Raw genomic sequence first — 19,685 nt, 5'->3', positions numbered from 1 at the left:
GGGTTGGCTCGGGGCGAGTGGGGGGCGGGCTTGGCGGTGGAGGGCTTTCAGGGCGCTGCGGACGAGTAGGTACGCAATCCGAGCGACTCGGCCTGGTCGGCCAGTCGGCGGTCGAAGGTGGCGATCGTGCCGGCGATCTGTTCGGCGGCGAGCAGCACGCAACAGTCCGGCATCCGCAGACCGGTGGCGGCCCGGAGCTGGGCCAGGCGCCGCGGCGCATCCCCACGGAGCTCGACGGTGCCGATCGAGATCTGCTCGAGCCGATTCATGATCATGTCCGCCTGCCCGGCCCGGGCCGGACCGACCAGCACCTCGGCCAGCGTGATCGGGCTGGTGACCAGGACCTCCCTGGCCGCTTCGGCCAGCAGGCTCGTGGCGTGCCCGTGATGGGCATCGGCGGGATCGAGATAGGCGATGACGACGCTCGCGTCGACGACGATCACTCCGGCCAGTCCTCGCGCAGCCGCTCCAGGTAATCCGGGCCGAACAGGCCGGCGCCGGATCCGGCGTGATCACGAATCCTCGCCCGGCGATTCTCGACCGCGAGCCGGTCCTCGTCCTCGAGGGTCCTCCGGCCGGCCTGGACGAGCCGCAGCAGCAGTCGGGCCGGACTGTCGGACTCGGCCGGCCAATGATCGCGGGCGACCGCGATCGCGGCCGCGACCTCGTCGGTCTCGGTGACCATGATCCGATGGCGAGCGGTGGGCACGCACCGAGTGTAGCACCGTGGGGTCGGTGCTACACCCGAATCGCAGCCGGCTCCGGAGCCGTCGGCGGCGGGGTCAGGCGCCGACCACGGAGAGGTGGCGCACCGGGGTCTCGACGACGTCCAGGTCGATCAGGTCCATCGCGGAGACGACGTAGCGCCCCAGGATGATCGAGGCGACCTCCGGCGCGGCGCCGATGGGCGGTGCGACGGCGACGGCCCGGGCGGCCTGGGCGAGGGTGGCCTGGCGCCGGAAGCCCTCGTCGGCGGTCAGGAACCAGCTGCCGACGGCGATGTGCCGGCGGCCCTGGGCGCGCAGCGAGCGGATCGCGTCGGCCACCGAGGGGCCGGTGCCGCCGGTGGCGACCAGGCAGGGGAGCCGGTGCCGGCTGGACCACTGCCGGGCCCGGCGGGCCAGCAGCGCATTGCTGCGGACGTCGGTGGTCGCCTCGGTGGACAGCACCAGCCCGTCCAGCTGGTCGGCGCGGCGGGCGCGCAGGGCGTCCCGGAGCCGCTGGTCGACCACGGCGAGCAGCTGGGCCTCCGGACCGACCGGGTCGGCGGCGATCACCCGCAGGCCCGGCTGCGCGGCCCGGATCTGGGCGATCAGGGCGGCGGTCTCCGGTTGCCGCGGATGCGCGTCCGACAGGTGCAGCGGGACCACCACCACCTCGGTCACCCCGCGCTTGGCGAGCTTTCCGGCCACCTGCAGGCAGCGCGGGTAGCCCTCGTCCAGGAACGCCACGGCCACGTCGAGTTCCGGGCGCTGGGCGTGCAGCATCGCGCGCAGTTCGTGGCTGACTCCGGCCACCCGGGGATCCGTACCCCCGGTGCCGAGCAGAATCAGAGATGGTGCGGTCATGGTCGTCCCCTTTCGGGATCGCTACTGCTGGTCGGCGCCGCCGGAGCGGTGCCGGAGTTGGGTCGGTCATCGACCCGGGTGGCTGCGAGGGAGGACGGGCCGGCCATGCCGGCGCCGAGGGTCCAGCCGTCGGCCTCGTCGACGAGGATGAAGGCCCCGGTGGAACGGTGCTCCCGGTAGTTGTCGATCGGCAGCGGCGAGGCGAGCTTGAGCCGGAGCCGGCCGATGTCGTTCAGGCCCAGCCGGTCGGCGGGGATCCAGGCCGGCCGGGTGCCGTCGCCGTGGTCCAGGTCGAGCGCGCCGTCGATGCCGGCCACGATCGCCTTGCTGATCGCCGTACCGTGCTGGACCAGCAGCCGGGCCCCGACGGTCAGCGGCCGCTCGGCCAACCACGCCACGGTCCCGACGAGTTCGCGGACCGGGATCGGCGGCGCGTCGGTCGAGGCCACCAGGTCGCCCCGGGACAGGTCGATGTCGGCGTCCAGCCGGATGATCACCGACTGGCCGGCGGCCGCCTCGTCGAGCGGCCCGTCCGGGGTGTCGATGCCGACCACACTGGCGTGGCTGCCGCGCGGCAGCACCACCACCTCTTCGCCGACGTGGATCCGGCCGGATTCGATCTTGCCCGCATAGCCGCGGTAGTCGCCGTCGACGGCCGGCGTGCTGGCGGCCCACGGCGCCCGCGGCGCGTGCTGAGGCCGGATCACCTGCTGCACCGGGAAGCGGAACTCGGCGCCGACCGCGGTCGGGGTGTCGTCGACCGCTTCGAGGAAGCCGAGCACCGTCGGGCCGTCGTACCACGGGGTCTTGGTGGACCGGGTGACGACGTTGTCGCCCTCCAGTGCCGAGACCGGGATGCAATGCGTCTCGCCGACGCCGAGGGCCCGGGCGAGCACCGCGAAGTCGGTCGCGATCCTGGTGAAGACCGCCTCGTCGTAGTCGACCAGATCGATCTTGTTCACCACCAGCAGCACATGCGGTACGCGGAGCAGGGAGGCCACCGCCAGGTGCCGGCGGGTCTGCTCGACCACCCCGGCCCGGGCGTCCACCAGCACGATGATCACGTCGGCGGTGGAGGAGCCGGTCACCGTGTTCCGGGTGTACTGCACGTGGCCGGGGCAGTCGGCCAGGATGAACTTCCGGGCCGGCGTGGTGAAGTAGCGGTACGCCACGTCGATCGTGATGCCCTGCTCGCGCTCGGCGCGCAGGCCGTCGGTCAGCAGCGCCAGGTCGGCCCGCTCCAGCCCGCGTCGCTTGCTCACCTTCTCGACATGATCAAGTGTGTCGCTGAGCACCGAGTTGGTGTCGTAGAGCAGCCGGCCGACCAGGGTCGACTTGCCGTCGTCCACCGAGCCGGCGGTGGCCAGCCGGAGCAGGGTCCGGCCGCCGGGCGCGACCGGCTTCGTCAAGGGCGCGGTCATCAGAAGTACCCCTCCCGCTTGCGATCTTCCATGGCCGCCTCGCTGAGCCGGTCGTCGGCGCGGGTGGCGCCGCGTTCGGTGATCGTGCTCAGGCCCACCTCGGTGATCACGTCGGCGACGGTGGTCGCGTCGGAGAGCACCGCGGCGGTGCAGGACATGTCGCCGACGGTCCGGTAGCGGACCGACCGCAGCTCGACCGCCTCGCCGTCGCGGGGCGGCGTGACCCGGGTGACGGCGACCCACATGCCGTCCCGGTTGATCACCTCCCGCTCGTGGGCGTAGTAGATCGACGGCAAGTTGATCTTCTCCGCGGCGATGTAGTCCCAGACGTCCAGCTCGGTCCAGTTGGACAGCGGGAACACCCGGACGTGCTCGCCGGGCAGGTGGCGGCCGTTGTAGAGCGACCACAACTCCGGGCGCTGATTGCGCGGATCCCATTGCCCGAAGGAATCCCGCAGGCTGAACACCCGCTCCTTGGCCCGGGCCCGCTCCTCGTCCCGGCGGCCGCCGCCGAAGACCGCGTCGTGCTTGCCCTCGGTGATCGCGTCCAGCAGCGGCACCGTCTGCAGTGGGTTCCTGGTGCCGTCCGGCCGCTCGGTGAGCCGGCCGTCGTCGATGTAGTCCTGCACCGAGGCGACCTTGAGCCGCGCGCCGTAGAAGGCGGCCGACTCGTCGCGGAACGTGATCACCTCGTCGAAGTTGTGCCCGGTGTCGACGTGCAGCACCTCGAACGGGACCGGCGCCGGCCAGAACGCCTTCGCCGCGAGGTGCAGCATCACCACCGAGTCCTTGCCGCCGGAGAACAGCAGCACCGGGTTGGCGAACGTCGCCGCCACCTCGCGGAAGATGTGGATCGACTCCGACTCCAGCGCCTGCAGTTCGGTCAACGGACGGATGGCGCTCATAGCGGTTCCTCCCCGGCGTCGTCGGTGATCGAGGCGATCAGGTCCCGGCCCAGCCGGACCGAGGTGGCAAGATCAACTTCGGCGGTGTCGATCACCAGCGCGGCATCGGTCGGCGGTTCGTACGGGTCGTCCAGCCCGGTCAGGCCGGTCAGTTCGCCGTTGCGGGCCTTCGCGTAGAGCCCTTTGACGTCACGGGATTCCGCGACCTCGAGCGAGGTGGCGACGTAGACCTCGGCGTACCGGACGCCGTGTTGATCATGGTCGGCGCGGACGGCGGCCCGGGTCTCCGCGTACGGCGCGATGACCGGGACCAGGACGACCACGCCGTGCCCGGCCAGCAGTCGCGCGACGTACCCGATCCTGGTCACGTTGCGGTCCCGGTCGGCCTTGCTGAAGCCCAGCTCGGCAGACAGGTACGGCCGGACCTCGTCGCCGTCCAGCACCTGGACCCGCCGGCCCTCGGCGACGAGCTCGGCGGCGAGGGCGTGCGCGATGGTGGACTTGCCGGCCGATGGCAGGCCGGTCAGCCAGAGCGTGGCGCCGGTCCGTACGGCGGTGTCGACGGCGGCTTCGGTGCGCTGATTGAGATTCGTGGTCACAGGTGGATCCCGCATTCCGTCTTGGCCAGCCCGGCCCAGCGGCCGGCCCGGGGGTCGTCGGCGGAGGCTCGCTGGGTGCACGGCGCGCAGCCGATCGACGTGTAGCCGTCGTCCAGCAGCGGATTCACCAGCAGCCCGTTCTCCTCGATGTAGGAGGCGATCTGGTCGTCGGTCCAGCGCGCGATCGGGGCCAGCCGGACCAGCTTGCGCCGGTGGTCCCAGGACACGATCGGTGTGTTGGCCCGGGCGGGGGAGTCGGCCCGGCGGATCCCGCTGGCCCACGCCGCGTACCCCTGCAGGGCCTCGTCCAGCGGAGCCACCTTGCGCAGCGCGCAGCACTGATCAGGGTTCCGGCCGAACAGGTCCTTGCCGTGCTCGGCGTCCTGCTCCGCCACGGTCTGCTTCGGGGTGATCGTGATCAGATTCACGTTGTGTACGGTAGCGACGGCGTCCCGGGTCCCGATCGTCTCGGCGAAGTGGTAGCCGGTGTCGAGGAAGATCACGTCGATGCCCGGAACCACCTGCTCCGCAAGGTGAATCAGCACCGTGTCCGCCATCGAGGACGTGACCACCAGCTTGCCGCCGAAATGATCATGACCCCAGCGCAGCACGTCCAGGGCGTCCGCCTCGGCAAGATCACGATTGGCCGCGGCGACCTGCTCGCGCAGCGCGCGCTCGTCGACGTCGGTGATCATGATGCGCTCGCACCCTGCTCGGCGGGCCGGAGCCCGAGGAACTTGATCGAGAACGCCCGCCAGCAGCTGCGGCACTCCCACGCCCCGCCCTCGATCGGGAAGAGCGTCTCCTCCGCGCAATAGGGGCAGTACATGACCGCCTGCCGGGTCGCCGTCGTCCCTTCGCTCATGACAGCAGGCTCTCGTCGGCCCGGCCGGCCCACTGGGCGAACCGCTCTTCGGGCTGCCGGTCGGCCAGGTAGGCCTTGGCGACCCGCTCGATGTAGTCGGGCAGCTCGGTGGCGGTCACCTTGTGGCCGCGCAGCTTCCGGCCGAAGCCGGCGTCCAGGCCGAGCCCGCCGCCGAGGTGCACCTGGTAGCCCTCCACCTGGCTGCCGTCGGGGCCGGGCACCAGCTGGCCCTTGAGCCCGATGTCGGCGGTCTGGATCCGGGCGCAGGAGTTGGGGCAGCCGTTCAGGTGGACGGTGATCGGGTTGTCCAGCGAGCCGAGCCGGGCCTCCAGCTCGGACACGACCCGGGCGGCCTGCGCCTTGGTCTCGACGATGGCCAGCTTGCAGAACTCGATCCCGGTGCAGGCGATCACTGAGCGGCGCCAGCTGGTCGGGTCGGCGGACAGGTCGATCTCCTTGGCGGCGGTGATCAGCGAGTCGATCTTGTCCTCGGCGACGTCGAGCACCAGCAGCTTCTGCATCGGCGTGGTCCGGATCCGGTACGAGCCGTGGGCCTCGGCGATCTCGGCCAGCCGGACCAGCGCCCGTCCGCCGGTGCGGCCGGCGATCGCGGAGAAGCCGACGAAGTAGTTGCCGTCCTTCTGCAGGTTGATCCCGACATGATCACCGGGCGCGGTCGGGGTCTCCGGCGCCGGCCCGTCGATCAACTTGCGGTGCAGGTACTCGTCCTCCAGCACTTGGCGGAACTTCTCGGCGCCCCAGTCGGCGACCAGGAACTTGATCCGGGCCCGGCTGCGCAGCCGGCGGTAGCCGTAGTCGCGGAACACGGCGACCACGCCGGCCCATGCCTCGGCGACCTCGTCGACCGGGATCCAGGCGCCGAGGCGTTGGGTGAACATCGGGTTGGTGGACAGGCCGCCGCCGACCCAGAGGTCGAAGCCGGGACCGTGCTCGGGGTGCACCACGCCGACGAACGCGACGTCGTTGATCTCCGGCACCACATCCTGGGACGGGTGTCCGGTCAGCGCGGTCTTGAACTTGCGCGGCAGGTTGGCGTACTCGGGGTCGCCGACGTAGCGGTCCGCGATCTCCCGGATCGCCGGGGTCGGGTCGATGATCTCGTCGGCGGCGATGCCGGCCACCGGCGAACCGAGGATCACTCGCGGGCAGTCGCCGCAGGCCTCGGTGCTGCTCAGCCCGACCTCCTCGAGCCGGCGCCAGATCTCCGGCACGTCCTCGATCCGGATCCAGTGCAGCTGGATGTTCTGCCGGTCGGTCACGTCGGCGGTGTCGCGGGCGAACTCGACCGAGATCTGCCCGATCACCCGCAGCTGCTCGGTGGTCAAGGCGCCGCCGTCGACCCGGACCCGCAGCATGAAGTACTCGTCGTCCAGCTCGTGCGGCTCCAGCGTCGCCGTCTTGCCGCCGTCGATGCCGGGCTTGCGCTGGGTGTAGAGCCCGAACCAGCGGAACCGGCCGCGCAGGTCGCCCGGGTCGATGCTGGCGAAGCCGCGGTGCGCGTAGATGTTCTCGATCCGCGCCCGGACGTGGAGCGGGTGGTCGTCCTTCTTGGCCTGCTCGTTGGCGTTCAGCGGCTCGCGGTAGCCGAGCGCCCACTGGCCCTCGCCCTTCTTGCGCTTGGCCGGACGCACGGTCTTGCCCGGGGTACGGGCAGGCCGTCCACTCTCCGAGCGGGCGTCGGGTGCGGGTCGATCGACGGTCGTCATTCGCTGTCCTCGGTCGGGGTCGTCATCCGGACTGGCTGCGGGTTCGGGCCCGCAGGGGTGCATCCTTGGTGGCGCGAGGCTGACTCACTCGCAGCGATGCCGGGCGTGCCCGCAGCAGCGGCCGGTCGCGCGGTCAGCGATGGCAGGAAGCCGGACAGATCATCGACTCGGTTCGTCCGTAATCGACGAACCGGCGCTCCGTGAGGCCGAGCGAGGCAGGCTCGCCGGTCAACCGGCGGTAGCTTCGCTGAGTCGGGCGCATGGCTCAACGATCCGCCAGCCCTCCGGAATCCACCAAACACTTTCTCAATATTCGGTACGAATGCCTGCTATTTGAGACGGCGTCGAATATGAGGCCGTAACGACGGCATCTGTCCATATAGCGCGACAGTTCGGGCTTCACTGATCAAGAATCCTCGCTCGGAGCCGGCTGAATGCGTTCGGTTCGCCCATCGCCGGTACGGCGGCGAGGATCTCGGCGGCGCAGTCGGCGGGGGAGCGGTCAGTGGTGTCGACGGTGAGGTCGTCGTCGCCGTGCGCGTGGACCAGGGCGAGCTGGGCCGCGGCCGTGCCGGGGTGCCGGTCGCCGCGGGCGCGTTCCCGGCGGGTCAGTTCCTCGGGCGCGCAGCGGACGCCGACCAGCAGCACCGGGAACGGCCGGAAGAGCTCCAGACAGTCGGCCAGCCGCCACGGCTCGCTGAGGACGTGGTCCATGATCACGTCGTTGCCGGCGGCAGCCATGCCGGCGACGACGCGGTGGAAACCGGCCCGGGTGCGGCACAGCGTCTCGCCCAGCTCTGGCTCGGGGAGGGCCAGGGTCTGCGCCTTGGCCCGCAGCGCGTTGAGATCGTCCACCGCCAGCCGGAACGCCGGCCTGGGCCAGCGCCGCAGCAGCTCCTCGGCGATGCTGGATTTGCCGGCCGAGGACGTACCGTTCAGCAGCACGATCCGGCCCGGTTCGATCATGGCCAGAGTCTGCCGGACCGACTTCGCGGAGCAACGCCCGGGCCGGCGGGTTCGGCGCCGGGAGTTGCCCGGTCCGGTGGCATGATGGCAGTCGTTTGAGAGCACCTTTCCAGGACGGGGAATCGACCGAGATGCAGTTCAGCGAGGCGCTTGGGGCTTCCTACCGTCTCAGTGACCGCATCGGCACCGGCGCGGCCGGCGAGGTCTGGCGCGCGATCGACACCCGTACCGGCGAGACGGTGGCCGCCAAGCTGCTCCGGCCGGAACACGCGGCCGACCACGCGGTCGTCGAGCGGTTCATCCGGGAACGGTCGCTGCTGACCGGCCTGCGGCACCCCAACATCGTCGCCGTCCGCGACCTCGTCGTCGAGGGCGACCGGCTCGCCATCGTCATGGACTACCTCGAGGGCGGTTCGCTGCGTGACCTGCTGGCCGACCAGCGGACGCTGGCACCCACCGTCGCGGTCCACTTCGCCGCGTCCGTCCTGGACGGCCTGGCCGCAGCGCACCAGCGGCAGATCCTGCACCGCGACGTGAAGCCGGACAACGTGTTGCTGGAGGGGGACTGGCGGACCAGCCGCCAGGACGGGGTCAAGGTCACCGACTTCGGCATCGCCGAGATGATCTCCGAGCAGCCTCGGACCGACAGCGGCGGCCTGCTCGGCACCCCGGAATACATGGCCCCGGAGCTGGTCAGCACCGGCGAGGCCGGCCCGCCGGCCGACGTCTACGGCGCGGGCATCCTGTTCTACGAATTGTTGGCCGGGCGGACGCCGTTCGCCGGCCCGGGCACCGACTTCACGATCGCGCAGCGGCACGTGACCGCCCGGATCCCGGCCCTGAAGCTGCCGGCCGAACTGTGGCGGCTGGTGCGCAGCCTGCTGGACAAGAACCCGCGATCGCGACCCACCGCCGCCGAGGCCGCCGCCGAGCTGCGCCGGCTCAGCGGTTCGGTGTACGTGGTGCCGCCGCTGGCCCTGGTGCCGCTGCCGCAGACGTTCGAGCGGGCCGACCGGCCGGCGACCGCGGTCCGCGGCGTCGCCGAGCCGACGCCGGACGAGGTGGTCCAGGTCCGGGCCACCCGGCCCAGTTCGGGACCGGCACCGGATCTCGGCACGCCCGTCCAGCCGACGATGCACCGGCCACTGCCGCAGCGCCCGGTCACGCCGGCCGAGCCGGAGCGCTCGGGCGAGCCCGATCCGGATCGACCGTGGTGGAAGACGCCGCGGGTGATCATCATGGCCGCCGGCGCGCTGGTCATCCTGATCGGCGCCGGTGTCGCGGCGATCCTGCTCACCCGGCCGCAGACCGCTGCCCCGCCGCCGCCCTCGACGGCGCCGCCGCCGCCGGCGATGCAGGCCAGCCAGCAGGACCAGCCGACCCCGACCGGGCTCGGCATCAGCCGCCGCGCCGAGTACGACCCGGCGACCGCGACGATCCGGTTGACGATCACGTACAGCGCGCAGAACTCGGCGCTGCGCGGGCCGTTCCTGGAGGTGCTCCCCGGGCTGGACCCGAAGGCCGCCTGCCCGACGGTGAGTTGGACCGGGGCGAAGCAGGCGCAGAACCTGCCGAGTGTCACCGGGATCAGCCAGCGCTGCGGCTGGAGCGTCGACGGCGTCAATGTACCGGCGCAGGGCAGCAAGGAGGTGTCGGTCGCGGTACGGCAGCCGATCGCGGACTCCGCCCAGCTGCAGACCTGGCTGAAGACGGCCGCGGAGACCACCACGGCGGCGGTCGAGGACGACGAGGTGACCGGCACCGCCTATCCGGTGCAGCGGCTCCGCGACATCCAGCTGAGCACACCGTCGAGCACGGTCAGCCAGCAGATCCTGCCGATCACGCTGGTGCCGGTCTGGCCGAGCGGCACCGACAAGGTGAACCCGCTCTATCGGAGCCCGTCGGTCGGCGCGCCGTCCGAGATGCTGGTCGCGATCGCCGGCGGCGAGAAGGGGATCCGGTTCAGCGACGGCTGCTCCGGCGCGGTCTCGGTGTCCTCCGACGGCCTGACCGTCACCGCGCTGTCGCAGACCCCGGAGTGCACCATCAACGCCAAGGTCGGCAACTTCTCCGACCTGCAGAGCCCGCCATTCGCGATCGTCACCCGAGGCGGCTGAGCCGCACCGGCCCGTCCGGCTTGGCCGGCCCATCGGCACCGGCCGGCTCGGCCGGCGACGGGCTGGCCGCCTGGATCAGCGCCATACCGCCGGCGACGCAGGCGTAGCCGCGGCCGGCGGTCATCGCCACCGGCGCCCGGCGGGGCAGCGTGACCCCGAGCAGTTCGCCGTCATAGTCGACGTTCGGCTGCAGCAGCACCCCGCAGCGGGACTTCCGGACCGTCTTGGTCCAGTGGCTGTAGAGGCTGCGCAGGTCGTCGGAGCGGCCGGCGGCGAAGATCCGCAGGTCCGGCGCGGCGGAGTCCAGCAGGCCGCTGATCGCCTGGTCGGAGTCGTCGAACCGTTCCGCGTCGTCGATCAGGACGGCGAGCGGGCCGTCGTGCATCCGGGCCGCGGCCAGCAGCGGGGCCAGTTCGTCGGCGCCGGAGGCGGACCGGTCCAGCAGCGGTGACCCGACCAGCGGCGAGCGGCGGTCGCCGACACCCCAGACCTGGATCGGCGGGCCCGCGTGGTCGGCGGTCCGGAGCACCTCGGCGATCGACAGCAGCAGGGTGGACTTGCCGGAGCGGGCCGGGCCGGTGACCAGCAGGTGTTCGCCCTCGTACAGCTCGAGCTGCTGCGGCTCCACGTCGACCTCGCGGATCCCGACCGGGATCAGCCACGGCTCTCCGCCGATCGTGGCCTTGACGCCGAGTTCGGCGACCGCCACCTGGTCCGGCAGCTGGCCGACCACGTCCTGCTTGCGCTGGCTGCCGGTCCACTTGGCCGCGATCCGCGCGACGGCGTCGCCGAGGCCGCAGCCGGGAGTCGCGACGTGGGTCTGCAGCCGGGTCTCGCCCAGCACGCAGCGCCCGGCGACCGCGGCCGGCGCCTCGTGCGCCTTGACCCCGGCAGCCGAGTAGTCGTACTGGTCGGCGAGGCGGAACAGCCACTTCTGGGTGGTCACCTCGTCGATCGCCGGCGGCACCGACTTGGCCCGAGTCGTCGAGGCGGCGAAGAAGAGGCCGAGGTCCGGTCCGTCGGCGTACGCGCGATAGAGGCTGTCCAGCAGCGCGATGCCCTCGAAGTCCTGGAACTCCTCGCGCAGCGCGGCCAGGCCGTCGATCAGCACCACGGTACGGCGACCGTCGGCCCCGTCGGCCTTGCGACGGTCCAGCTCGGTCCGCAGATAGCGCAGGAACCGGACCTGCTGCTCCCGCGCGCCGCTGCCGGAGCCGACGTAGCCGACTGTGTGCGGCAGGTCGATCAGCGGCCGCAGATCGCCCGAACCCATGTCGAGGATCAGCAGGTCGAGGTCCTCCGGGGCGACCGCGTCGGCCAGCGTCAGCGCCAGCGTCGACAGCGTGGTGCTGGTGCCGCTGCCGGGGATGCCCATCAGCAGCAGGTTGCCGCGCGGGATGTCCCAGCCGGCCGGGATCTGCCGCTGCCGGTCCGGGTCGTCGGAGATCGCGAACGTGGCCCGCAGGTGCTCGTCGACGCCGCCGACCACCGGCAGCGGCGGCGCGTCCGGGTCCCGGTCGTCGGCCCCGCCCTCGGCCTGGAACCCGGCCAGTTCGACCCGTTCGCCGAGCGGCTCCGGCCAGACCGGCCGGGGCCGGGCGATGCCGGCCGCGTCCGCGGCCTCGACGATCGCGTCGATCATCAGGTCGAGGTCGGCCGGGGCGTCGTCGGAGGTCTGCGGGCGGGGCGTCACCTCGACCCGGCCGAAATGGACCGGATGGGCGTCGATCTTGGTCGTCGACTGCTGCTCGGACTGGCCGGTGACCAGGGCCGTCTGCACCGGCGTGATGTCGTCCTGGCCGAGCTTCACGTACGCGCGACCCTGCTGGCGGCGGCTGATCGCGGCGGCGTCGGGGACCCCGATCACGTTGGAGGAGTCCTCCCGGCTCTGCACCCGCAGCGCGACCCGGAGGTTGGTGTTGGCCAGGATGTCGTCGTTCACGACGCCGGCCGGCCGCTGGGTGGCCAGGATCATGTGCACGCCGAGGGTACGGCCGACGGCGCCGACGCTGACCAGCGACGACAGCACGTCCGGGAACTCCTTGGCCAGCATGGCGAACTCGTCCACCACCAGCAGCAGCCGCGGCATCGGCTCGCTCGGGTTCGTCGCCAGATACGTGTCCAGGTTGTCCACGCCCTCGCCGGCGGCGGCGAACTTGCGCTGCCGGTACTGCATCTCGGCCTCGAGCGCGCGCAGCGCCCGGTTGGCCAGCTGCTCGTCCAGGTTGCTGATCGTGCCGATCGTGTGCGGCAGCCGCTCGCAGGTCTTGAACGCCGCGCCGCCCTTGAAGTCGATCAGGATGAAGGTCAGCCGGGTCGGGTCGTTGCGGGCCGCCAGCCCGGCCACCAGTGAACGCAGGAACTCGCTCTTGCCGGAGCCGGTGGTGCCGCCGACCAGGCCGTGCGGGCCGTCCCGGACCAGGTCCAGCGAGAAGGCGCCGCCCTCGCCGATGCCGACCGGGGTGGAGACGCCGGTCGGCGCGGACCAGCTCTGCCGGATCGTCTCGGCGGAGATCTCCTCGAAGTCCAGCAGCGGCGGCAGCCGGACCAGCGACGGCAGTGCGGCACCGGGGACGACCAGGTCCGGGTCGTCGAACCGGGCCAGGTCCATCGCGGTACGGCGAGCGGTGTCCAGGCTGATCCCGGCCAGCACCACATCGTCGACCTGCTTCAGGTCGCCCGGCCGGGTGACCGTGCCGGCGGCGTCCGCACCGACCCGGATCACGACCGTGCAGGCGGCCGGAAGTTGATCTTCCGACGACGCGACGACGATGCCGGAGACCTGGGTGTCCGGCCGCTTGTTCGCGGTGGGCTGGACGCCGCGGCCGTGCCCGAGCAGGGTCCGGGCCGGGGCGTTGCGGCCCTCGGTCAGCACGTCGGAGTCCAGCACCAGCAGTACGGCCCGGGTCGGATGATCATGGATGCCGTCGCGCAGCGCCCGGAGCAGCTCGTCGCTGCGGGACCGGTTGTCGGACAGCCAGCGCTCGCCGGCGCCGCCGCCGTGCCGCCGCAGATGGGGCAGCCAGGAGGTCCAGGCCCAGTCCTCGTCCCGGCCCTGGTCACAGAACACGCCGACCGTGACGTCGGCCGGGCCGCTCTGCGTCGAGGCCTGCGCGACCAGGCTGCGGGCCACGGCCAGCGCGCCGGCCCGCTCGCCGACGATGCCGACCACGCCGGCGTCCGACAGGTCCACCTCGACGGCGCCGGCCGGCAGCCGGCTCTCCTTCATCGCGGCGCGGATCTTCTCGTCCAGCCGGCCGCCGGACCGGTTCTCCACCGGCGGGGTCCAGGGGACGTCGCCGACGCCGGCGTGCAGGTGCAGGAAGTCCTCGGCCTGCGGCCGGCGTTCCCACAGCGTCATGGTGGGGATCGCGGCCCGGCGGATGACCGTCGCCGGGTCCGGCGTATCCAGGTACGACCGCCGGCCGCCCTCCGCCGCGGCCTCCCGCAGCTCGCCGCGGAACGTCTCGATCGCCTCGTCGAACCGCTTCTCCTCGGCCTTGAGGTTCTTCGACCGGCGGTGCTTGCCCTCGATCCAGGTGCCGATGCCGAGCACCGGGCTGAGTGCCGACAGCAGCGCGAACCGGGGGTCGCCGATCACCAGCACCATCGCGCCGGCCAGGACCAGCGGGGCCAGGATCATCGCAATGCTGAACCGGCTGGCGTCCGGTACGTCCTTGCGGGCCGGCGGCTGCACCGGCTCGGGGTCGCCGAGCCGGCCGGGTCGCGGCGGGCGGTTGAACGGAGCCGTACCGGCCGGGGTCAGGTTGTGCAGCGAGCCGGGCTTCGGGGCCGGTGTCTCGACCAGTTGCTTGCGGACCAGGATCGTCACGCCGCCGGCGGTGATCACCGCCTGCTCGGTGACCAGGACCCCGTCCGGCCGCGGCGCGGCGGGCTGTTCCCGTCGCGTCTTGCGGCGGATCAGGTCGGCAGCCCGCTGCCGCCGGTTGGGCTTGTCCGCGTCGTCCTCGGGCTCGTCCTCGCCGTCCGGGTCGTCCTCGTCGGCGTCGTCCTCGGCCCGGCCGATCTTCCGGCCGTCGACCAGGGTGCCGTTGGTGGAGCCGGCGTCGCGGATCCGTACCCCGTCGCCCTCGAGGGTCACGGTGGCGTGCTCCCAGGACGTACTCGCCGAATCGACCGAGAGGTCGGCCTGCGGCGACCGGCCGATGATCAGCGGCCGATTGGCTGGTACGGGGACGACGCGGCCGGCGTCCAGGCCGCCGGACAGGGTGGCGGTCCAGCCCGAGATCGGCTCCGGCCGCTGCAGCGGTGCGCGGGAGACCGTACTGCCCTCGAGCAGCATCAGATCGGACAGCAGCGTGTCGGCCGGGTAGGCGGTCTCGTCGACGCAGAGCGTGGTGTCGTCGCCGATCCGCTGCCCGCAGGTCTCCGCGACCAGATCGCCGAGCGTCGCCGAGTGAGTACTGCGGCTCACCTCGATCTCGCGCGGAGAGCCGTCGAGGTCGATCAACAGACGCAACGCCGTTCCCTTCCCGAAGCCGATGTCCCTCTCGTCACTCTAGTGGCGACCGGTGGCGTGGCTAGGGGGCGAAGAACCAGATCAGCCGCGGCGCCGCGCCGTCCGCGGCCGGGCGCAACCCGAGGTCCTGGCCGGACGAACGGAGGGCGACGACCGAGTCCTCGGCCAGCGCGGCGGTGTGCGAGAAGTCCAGGGCCGGGCCGGCCAGTCCGTTGCTGTGGTCGAGCCGGAGCGAGGGGATGGCGCCCATCGGGTTGCCGTCCTCGCGGGCGGCGGTCGCCGCGGCAGCGTAGGTCAGCGCAATGATCGCGTCATGGCTGCGGGCGTCCGCGGCGTCGGCCACCTTGATGAAGGGCTGGTCGCCGAGCAGCGTCGTCTGCTCCGGGTCGGCCGCCCGCAGCCGGACCGCGGCGAGAAACGCCGACATCGCCTTGCCGGTCTCGTCCGAGGCCAGGGCGGCCGGGTCGTCGGAGTCCGTACCGACGGTGCCGAGGCTGGTCGACAGGCTGCCGCCGGCCTTGATCAGCGCCGCGGTGAACGCCGGGCTGGTGGCGTCGGGGGAGAGGAAGATCGGCAGCGTGACGTCGGCCCCCTGCAGGGCCTGGACCACGACGGCCTGCTGGGCGGCCGGGCCGGAGATCAGGACGGAGTCGATCTTGTTCTTGCCCTCGGTCCGCTCGAGCACCTCGGCCAGCAGGTTCTTGACGTCGTCGCCGGGCTTGAAGTGGACCTTGCCGGACACCTTCACCGACTCCGGGGTGCCGCCGCCGACGTCGATCAGCAGGGTCCGCTTGAGGTTGTGAGCGGTGAGCGTCTGCTGCAGCGCCGCACCGATCGCCGAGTCCATCGGGCCAGTGCCCCAGACCAGCGTGCCGAGCAGCTCCGGGTCCGATTCGTACGGCAGCAGCAGCGGCAGCTCGGCCTGCTGCGCCGCCTTCACCGCCCCGCGCAGGTGGGCGCCCTGGGTGGCCGCGACGATGCCGCTGACCCCCTCGTCGGCGAGTTGTTCGACGGCGCGCTGGGCGCCCTCGGTCGAGCCCTTGTCGTCGACCGTTACCAGCTTGACGTTGACGCCGCCCATCGACAGCCGCTGCGCCGCGACCTGGGCGCCTTCGGCCGCGTACTTCTGTTCGGAGCCCTCGCCGGGCTTCGACGACAGCGTTACGACGACGCCGAGCTTCACCTCGGCCGGGGCGCCGGGGACGGAGATCGCCACCGGCTGCGCGACGGCCGGCTCGGTCTTCGGGGCGTCCGCCTGGGCCCGCCACCAGACGAACCCGCCGGTGCCGCCGCCGAGGACCAGGAGGACGACGGCCCCGAGGATGATCCAGCGCTTCTTGCTCACTGAGCCCCGATTCGGAAGGTGTACACGGTCTGGCTCTCCGCGCCCTCCGGCACCTCGAGCTGGAAGGCGGGCAGTTCGGCGCCGGCCCGCAGGGCGGCCTGCAGCTGGGCCTGCTGGAGCAGGATGCCGTTGATGTCCTGGCCGCGGACGTTCGCGTACGCCTCGGTCTGGCCGGACGCCAACGCCAGCTGATAGTCGGCCGTGCCGACCCGGGCCGCGCTGGTGGTCATCGAGCCGAGCAGGCCGGAGCCGTTGACCTTGCGGTCGCCGAGGTCCAGCAGCACCTTCTTCAGGCTGGCCTGGAGCAGGACGAACGAGGCGTCCATGTCCCGGGTCGAGGCGGAGACGCCGCGGGCCAGGTCACTGAGGGAGCGGTCCACCTGTTCGGCGGCCGCGGCCGCAGTCCTACGTTCGGACTCGCGCAACTCGCGGCGCTGGCCCTCGATGATCCGGGCCCCGTTCCGGTTCAGCGCCTCGGAGGCGTTGGACAGGCCGGCGGCCGACTCCTCGAACATCTTGCCGACCGCTTCGCTGTCGATCTCGGCCTGAGCGGCGATCTTGCGGATCGCCGGCTCGAGCGCGGCGGCGAGTTCCTTCTTCGCCTGGTCCGAGGCGCTCTTGAACCCGGCTCGAATCTTGCCCGGCAGCTCCTTGTGGTACTTGTCGAACTTGTTCATCGGATCGGCCATGGCCGCGTAGGAGTCCTGGAAGACCTTGATCGTGCTTTCCAGGTCCTTGACACTCTCATTGAGCTCTTCCAGCTCGGGCAGCTTCGTGTCGATCACGACATCCTCGGGCACACCATCGCGAATCTTCTGGATCGCATCCCGGTTCTTCTGGTTCGCGTTGCGGTTCGCCTTGATCGCCTCATGCAGGTGGCCGATCCGGGTGTCGGCCACCTCGAGTTGGGTTCGTACGGACTTGAGCGCCGAATAGAGGCTGTCGTCGCGTTCCTCGTCGGTCAGGTCGGCGACCTTCTGCCAGGCGGCGGCCTGATCGTGGACTCGCTTCACCAAGGGCTCATCGAAACGACCCGGAGGTTCGACTTCCGGAAGTACTTCGGGTGTCTCGGGATTGTTGTCGTGATCCTCGGGCTCACAACCCAAGCCCACGAGATAACCCCGCATGTCGTCGACCTGACTCTGACGCGCGCCACCGCCGCCGATCCCACCTCGACCCATCCGACAAGCGAGCTCGGCCGCTTCCCAGATCTGGGCCTCGACCGACATCCCCCGGTCGGGGTTCTCCGGGTCATCACTCTTGAGTTCCGCGATGGCCTTCTCGGCATCGTCGTGGATCCCGGCCAGGCCGTCGTCGAGAGCATCGAGGCCCTCGGACGTCTTGTCGAGTTCACCGGTCAGGATCACCAGTTGCTGGTCCAGGTCGGCCAGGCCCTTGTCGTGCTCGACGAGCTTCTGATCGAGGTCGGCGAGCTGCTGGTCGGTGCCGGCCAGGTCCCGCTCCAGCTCCAGCTCGACATCCTTCAGCCGGTCCTCGGCCGCCTTCTGCCATGCAACGGCCGCACGGGAAACGGCGTGGGCCGCAACGCCGACGCCCTTCACATCACCACCGAGTTCCTTGTACTTCTTCATTGCGGTGTCGACGATGCTCGGTTGCATCTCGGCGATCAGCGCGTCGCCGCGCTCGACCAGCCGCTTCATGATCGCGGCGAAGGTCTGCTCGGCGGCCCAGATCGAACACGTGGTGGACTTGTCGTTCTTGCAGAGCTCGGCGTTCGGCTCGGCCGGGCCGACGGAGCGGAGCAGCACCTGCTGCGCCTCGGCCTTGCAGTTCTTGCTCGCGGTCGCGTAGCCCTCCAGCTGGGCGGACACCTGGACCAGGTTCCCGTACACGCTGCCAACGGCCTGCGGGGCGCCGACCACGGTCGAGCAGCCGTTGCCGCTGACCCGCGGCGCCGGCGGATCGCCCGAGGTGTCGCCGAGCAGTTTGTCCATCGCGTCGACCGTCTGGCCCAGCTCCTGCAGCACCGCCGACTGGGCGCCGGCGACGGTGCCCTTGATGTCGGAGTTGAGCTGGGTCAGCTGGTCGTCCAGCGCCTTCATCGAGGTCGCGACGCCCTTCGTACTCTCCTGCAGTTCCTTGACCGAACGGGTACCGAGGGTCTTGGAGGTCGAGTCGAGGTTCTTGCGCACCTTGGAGATGTCGGTGCTGGCCCGAGTCAGCACCTGGTTCACGTCGGTGATCACCTGGATCGTCCGCTGCTCCAGCGCCAGCTGGGAGGTCGGGCTGGTGTTGAACGCCGACTCCAGCACCCGGCTCACCGACGGGTCGGTGACCAGGCCCGCCTGGACCGACATGTCGATCGTCGGCACCTTGAAGTCCTTGGCGTCGGCGACCAGGGTCAGCGTCGCGTTCGCGCCCATCTGCGGTGAGGCGAGCAGCGCGGCCCACTGGATCACGGCATCGCCGTTCTCGGACCGGCTGAGCACGCCGTTGGTGGCGGCCGCCGTCGACGAACCGGTGGCGGTGATCACGTCGGTCGGCGCGACCCCGGCCAGCGCCGTCGAGGCGACCACGGTCAGCGGCGCCCCGACCAGGGCGGGCTGGGTCCGTGACGTACCGGCGACGTCGTAGGTGAGGTTCTCCGGCTGCATGGTCAGGTTCTGCACCGTGATGTCGATCTCGATCCGGCCGTTGTGGCCGGCCAGGTCGTTCAGGTTGGTGCCGGTGCGGTCCGCGGTCCGGTACGCCGTCGTGACCCGGACCGGGAGCTTGTCGGCGACCTCCTTCGGCGAGTACCTCACCGTCTCGGTAGTGGCATCGCCGGCGTTCTCCCGTACCGAGACCGTGGTGGATTCGATGTCGGTCATCGTGCTGTCCGGCGTCATCTTCACGGCGACGGACTGCAGGATCCGCTGCGGCGGCAGGTCGGGACCCTGGTCCTGGTTGGTACAGCCGGCAAGGAGCAGCAGGAGCGCCACGCCGGCGGCGACCGGCCCTCGCGCAGCAGCGAAGGGGAGGCGGCTGTCGGACCTGCCGAGACGGGTCCGGCCGGGCCTGGTGAACGTCATCAGTTCCTTCGTCAGTCGGTGTTCAGGCGGCTGGATGATGCGATCTCGAACGCCCGGGGCGTCGTCATGCTGCGGCAGCGTATCGCAGACGCGCGTCACGCCGGCGGCCACGCCACGCCCCTTCTTTCCTTCGTGAACGGGAGAAGAACAGTCGGTGGCGGGAAGCTCTGGCCGACCCGGGCGGCCTTAAGTTGATCTTGGTTCCAGTCGGGCCGTACCGGGCGGGCGGTGTGCCCGCGCGTCCGTTTCCGGGTCTGCCAGGAGCCATCACCCAACAGGTAACCGGTGATCGGGCCGGTGTCAAAGGAGGAGGGGCCATGAGCCGCGTTCTGTCCACGGAGGAAGCGAAGTCGGCGATCCGGCAGATTCAGGCGATCGTGACCGGTGGTCTGACGGATCAGATCTCGCAGCTGGACACGCAGGGGCAGAAGTTGTCCCAGCCGGACGTCTGGGACGGCCCGTTGGCGGCGACGTTCCGGAGCTCGACGTGGCCGGAGACGAAGGCCGCGTTGGACAAGGCCAAGCAGGAGCTGGACGACCTGCGCGGGCAGCTGGAGAAGATCTCCACCAACATCTTCTCGGCCGGCGGAGGCAGCTGACGCCCCACTCGATTCAGGCAGGGTCGAGTCGCCGCGGCTGCAGGTCGCGGCGATTCGCTGC

Annotated in this window: 15 protein-coding genes; 2 read left to right on the top strand and 13 right to left on the bottom strand. The window is 71.3% G+C overall.

Going from position 1 to position 19,685, the window contains the following annotated elements; genetic code table 11:
* Nucleotides 1–47: 47 nt before the first annotated feature.
* The 10 genes from BKA15_RS00775 to BKA15_RS00730 all read right to left on the bottom strand — a co-directional run bounded on the left by BKA15_RS00775 (nucleotide 48) and on the right by BKA15_RS00730 (nucleotide 8,051).
* Nucleotides 48–443 carry a type II toxin-antitoxin system VapC family toxin gene (locus tag BKA15_RS00775; protein ID WP_179747702.1) on the bottom strand — a complete coding sequence of 132 codons (396 nt, stop codon included), beginning with the start codon at nucleotides 441–443 and terminating at the stop codon, nucleotides 48–50.
* A complete protein-coding gene (locus tag BKA15_RS00770) occupies nucleotides 440–709 on the bottom strand; it encodes a hypothetical protein (protein WP_179747701.1) in 270 nt (89 codons plus the stop codon). The genes BKA15_RS00775 and BKA15_RS00770 overlap by 4 nt, the downstream gene beginning before the upstream one ends.
* A 73-nt stretch (nucleotides 710–782) precedes the next feature.
* A complete protein-coding gene (locus BKA15_RS00765; RefSeq protein WP_179747700.1) occupies nucleotides 783–1,568 on the bottom strand; it encodes a sirohydrochlorin chelatase in 786 nt (261 codons plus the stop codon).
* Complete coding sequence (locus BKA15_RS00760) at nucleotides 1,565–2,989, bottom strand: sulfate adenylyltransferase subunit 1 (RefSeq protein WP_179747699.1); 1,425 nt, start codon at nucleotides 2,987–2,989, stop codon at nucleotides 1,565–1,567. The genes BKA15_RS00765 and BKA15_RS00760 overlap by 4 nt, the downstream gene beginning before the upstream one ends.
* Entirely contained in the window at nucleotides 2,989–3,894 is a 906-nt protein-coding gene (gene cysD / locus BKA15_RS00755) for a sulfate adenylyltransferase subunit CysD (RefSeq protein ID WP_179747698.1), read from the bottom strand. Before cysD ends, BKA15_RS00760 begins: the two co-directional genes overlap by 1 nt.
* Entirely contained in the window at nucleotides 3,891–4,493 is a 603-nt protein-coding gene (cysC, locus tag BKA15_RS00750) for an adenylyl-sulfate kinase (protein WP_312878780.1), read from the bottom strand. Before cysC ends, cysD begins: the two co-directional genes overlap by 4 nt.
* On the bottom strand, nucleotides 4,490–5,188 hold the full coding sequence (locus BKA15_RS00745) for a phosphoadenylyl-sulfate reductase (RefSeq protein ID WP_179747696.1): 699 nt from the start codon (nucleotides 5,186–5,188) through the stop codon (nucleotides 4,490–4,492). The genes cysC and BKA15_RS00745 overlap by 4 nt, the downstream gene beginning before the upstream one ends.
* On the bottom strand, nucleotides 5,185–5,358 hold the full coding sequence (locus tag BKA15_RS00740; protein ID WP_179747695.1) for an Insertion element protein: 174 nt from the start codon (nucleotides 5,356–5,358) through the stop codon (nucleotides 5,185–5,187). Before BKA15_RS00740 ends, BKA15_RS00745 begins: the two co-directional genes overlap by 4 nt.
* Complete coding sequence (locus BKA15_RS00735) at nucleotides 5,355–7,085, bottom strand: nitrite/sulfite reductase (RefSeq protein ID WP_179747694.1); 1,731 nt, start codon at nucleotides 7,083–7,085, stop codon at nucleotides 5,355–5,357. The genes BKA15_RS00740 and BKA15_RS00735 overlap by 4 nt, the downstream gene beginning before the upstream one ends.
* Nucleotides 7,086–7,484: 399 nt before the next feature.
* Entirely contained in the window at nucleotides 7,485–8,051 is a 567-nt protein-coding gene (locus tag BKA15_RS00730) for a chloramphenicol phosphotransferase CPT family protein (protein ID WP_179747693.1), read from the bottom strand.
* 131 nt (nucleotides 8,052–8,182) lie between these two features.
* Here BKA15_RS00730 and BKA15_RS00725 point away from each other — a divergent pair, with 131 nt between their 5' ends.
* Nucleotides 8,183–10,168: a serine/threonine-protein kinase gene (locus BKA15_RS00725; RefSeq protein ID WP_179747692.1), complete on the top strand. Its 1,986-nt coding sequence runs from the start codon at nucleotides 8,183–8,185 to the stop codon at nucleotides 10,166–10,168.
* Here BKA15_RS00725 and BKA15_RS00720 read toward each other — a convergent pair.
* The 3 genes from BKA15_RS00720 to BKA15_RS00710 form a co-directional block, all read right to left on the bottom strand.
* Nucleotides 10,152–14,648 (bottom strand): type VII secretion EssC family protein, encoded by a 4,497-nt coding sequence (locus BKA15_RS00720; RefSeq protein ID WP_179747691.1) that lies wholly within the window; start codon nucleotides 14,646–14,648, stop codon nucleotides 10,152–10,154. The genes BKA15_RS00725 and BKA15_RS00720 overlap by 17 nt on opposite strands.
* Before the next feature lie 61 nt (nucleotides 14,649–14,709).
* Nucleotides 14,710–15,993 (bottom strand): ABC transporter substrate-binding protein, encoded by a 1,284-nt coding sequence (locus BKA15_RS00715; protein ID WP_179747690.1) that lies wholly within the window; start codon nucleotides 15,991–15,993, stop codon nucleotides 14,710–14,712.
* On the bottom strand, nucleotides 15,990–19,025 hold the full coding sequence (locus tag BKA15_RS00710) for a hypothetical protein (protein ID WP_179747689.1): 3,036 nt from the start codon (nucleotides 19,023–19,025) through the stop codon (nucleotides 15,990–15,992). Before BKA15_RS00710 ends, BKA15_RS00715 begins: the two co-directional genes overlap by 4 nt.
* A gap of 317 nt (nucleotides 19,026–19,342) precedes the next feature.
* Here BKA15_RS00710 and BKA15_RS00705 point away from each other — a divergent pair, with 317 nt between their 5' ends.
* Nucleotides 19,343–19,624: a pyrophosphorylase gene (locus BKA15_RS00705; RefSeq protein ID WP_179747686.1), complete on the top strand. Its 282-nt coding sequence runs from the start codon at nucleotides 19,343–19,345 to the stop codon at nucleotides 19,622–19,624.
* The last annotated feature ends 61 nt before the right edge of the window (nucleotides 19,625–19,685 follow it).

Origin of the sequence: Microlunatus parietis (assembly GCF_013407955.1) — a bacterium.
GTDB lineage: Bacteria > Actinomycetota > Actinomycetes > Propionibacteriales > Propionibacteriaceae > Microlunatus > Microlunatus parietis.
Note: the sequence above shows the minus strand (reverse complement) of the source record. Positions and strands in the feature narration are given on the sequence as shown.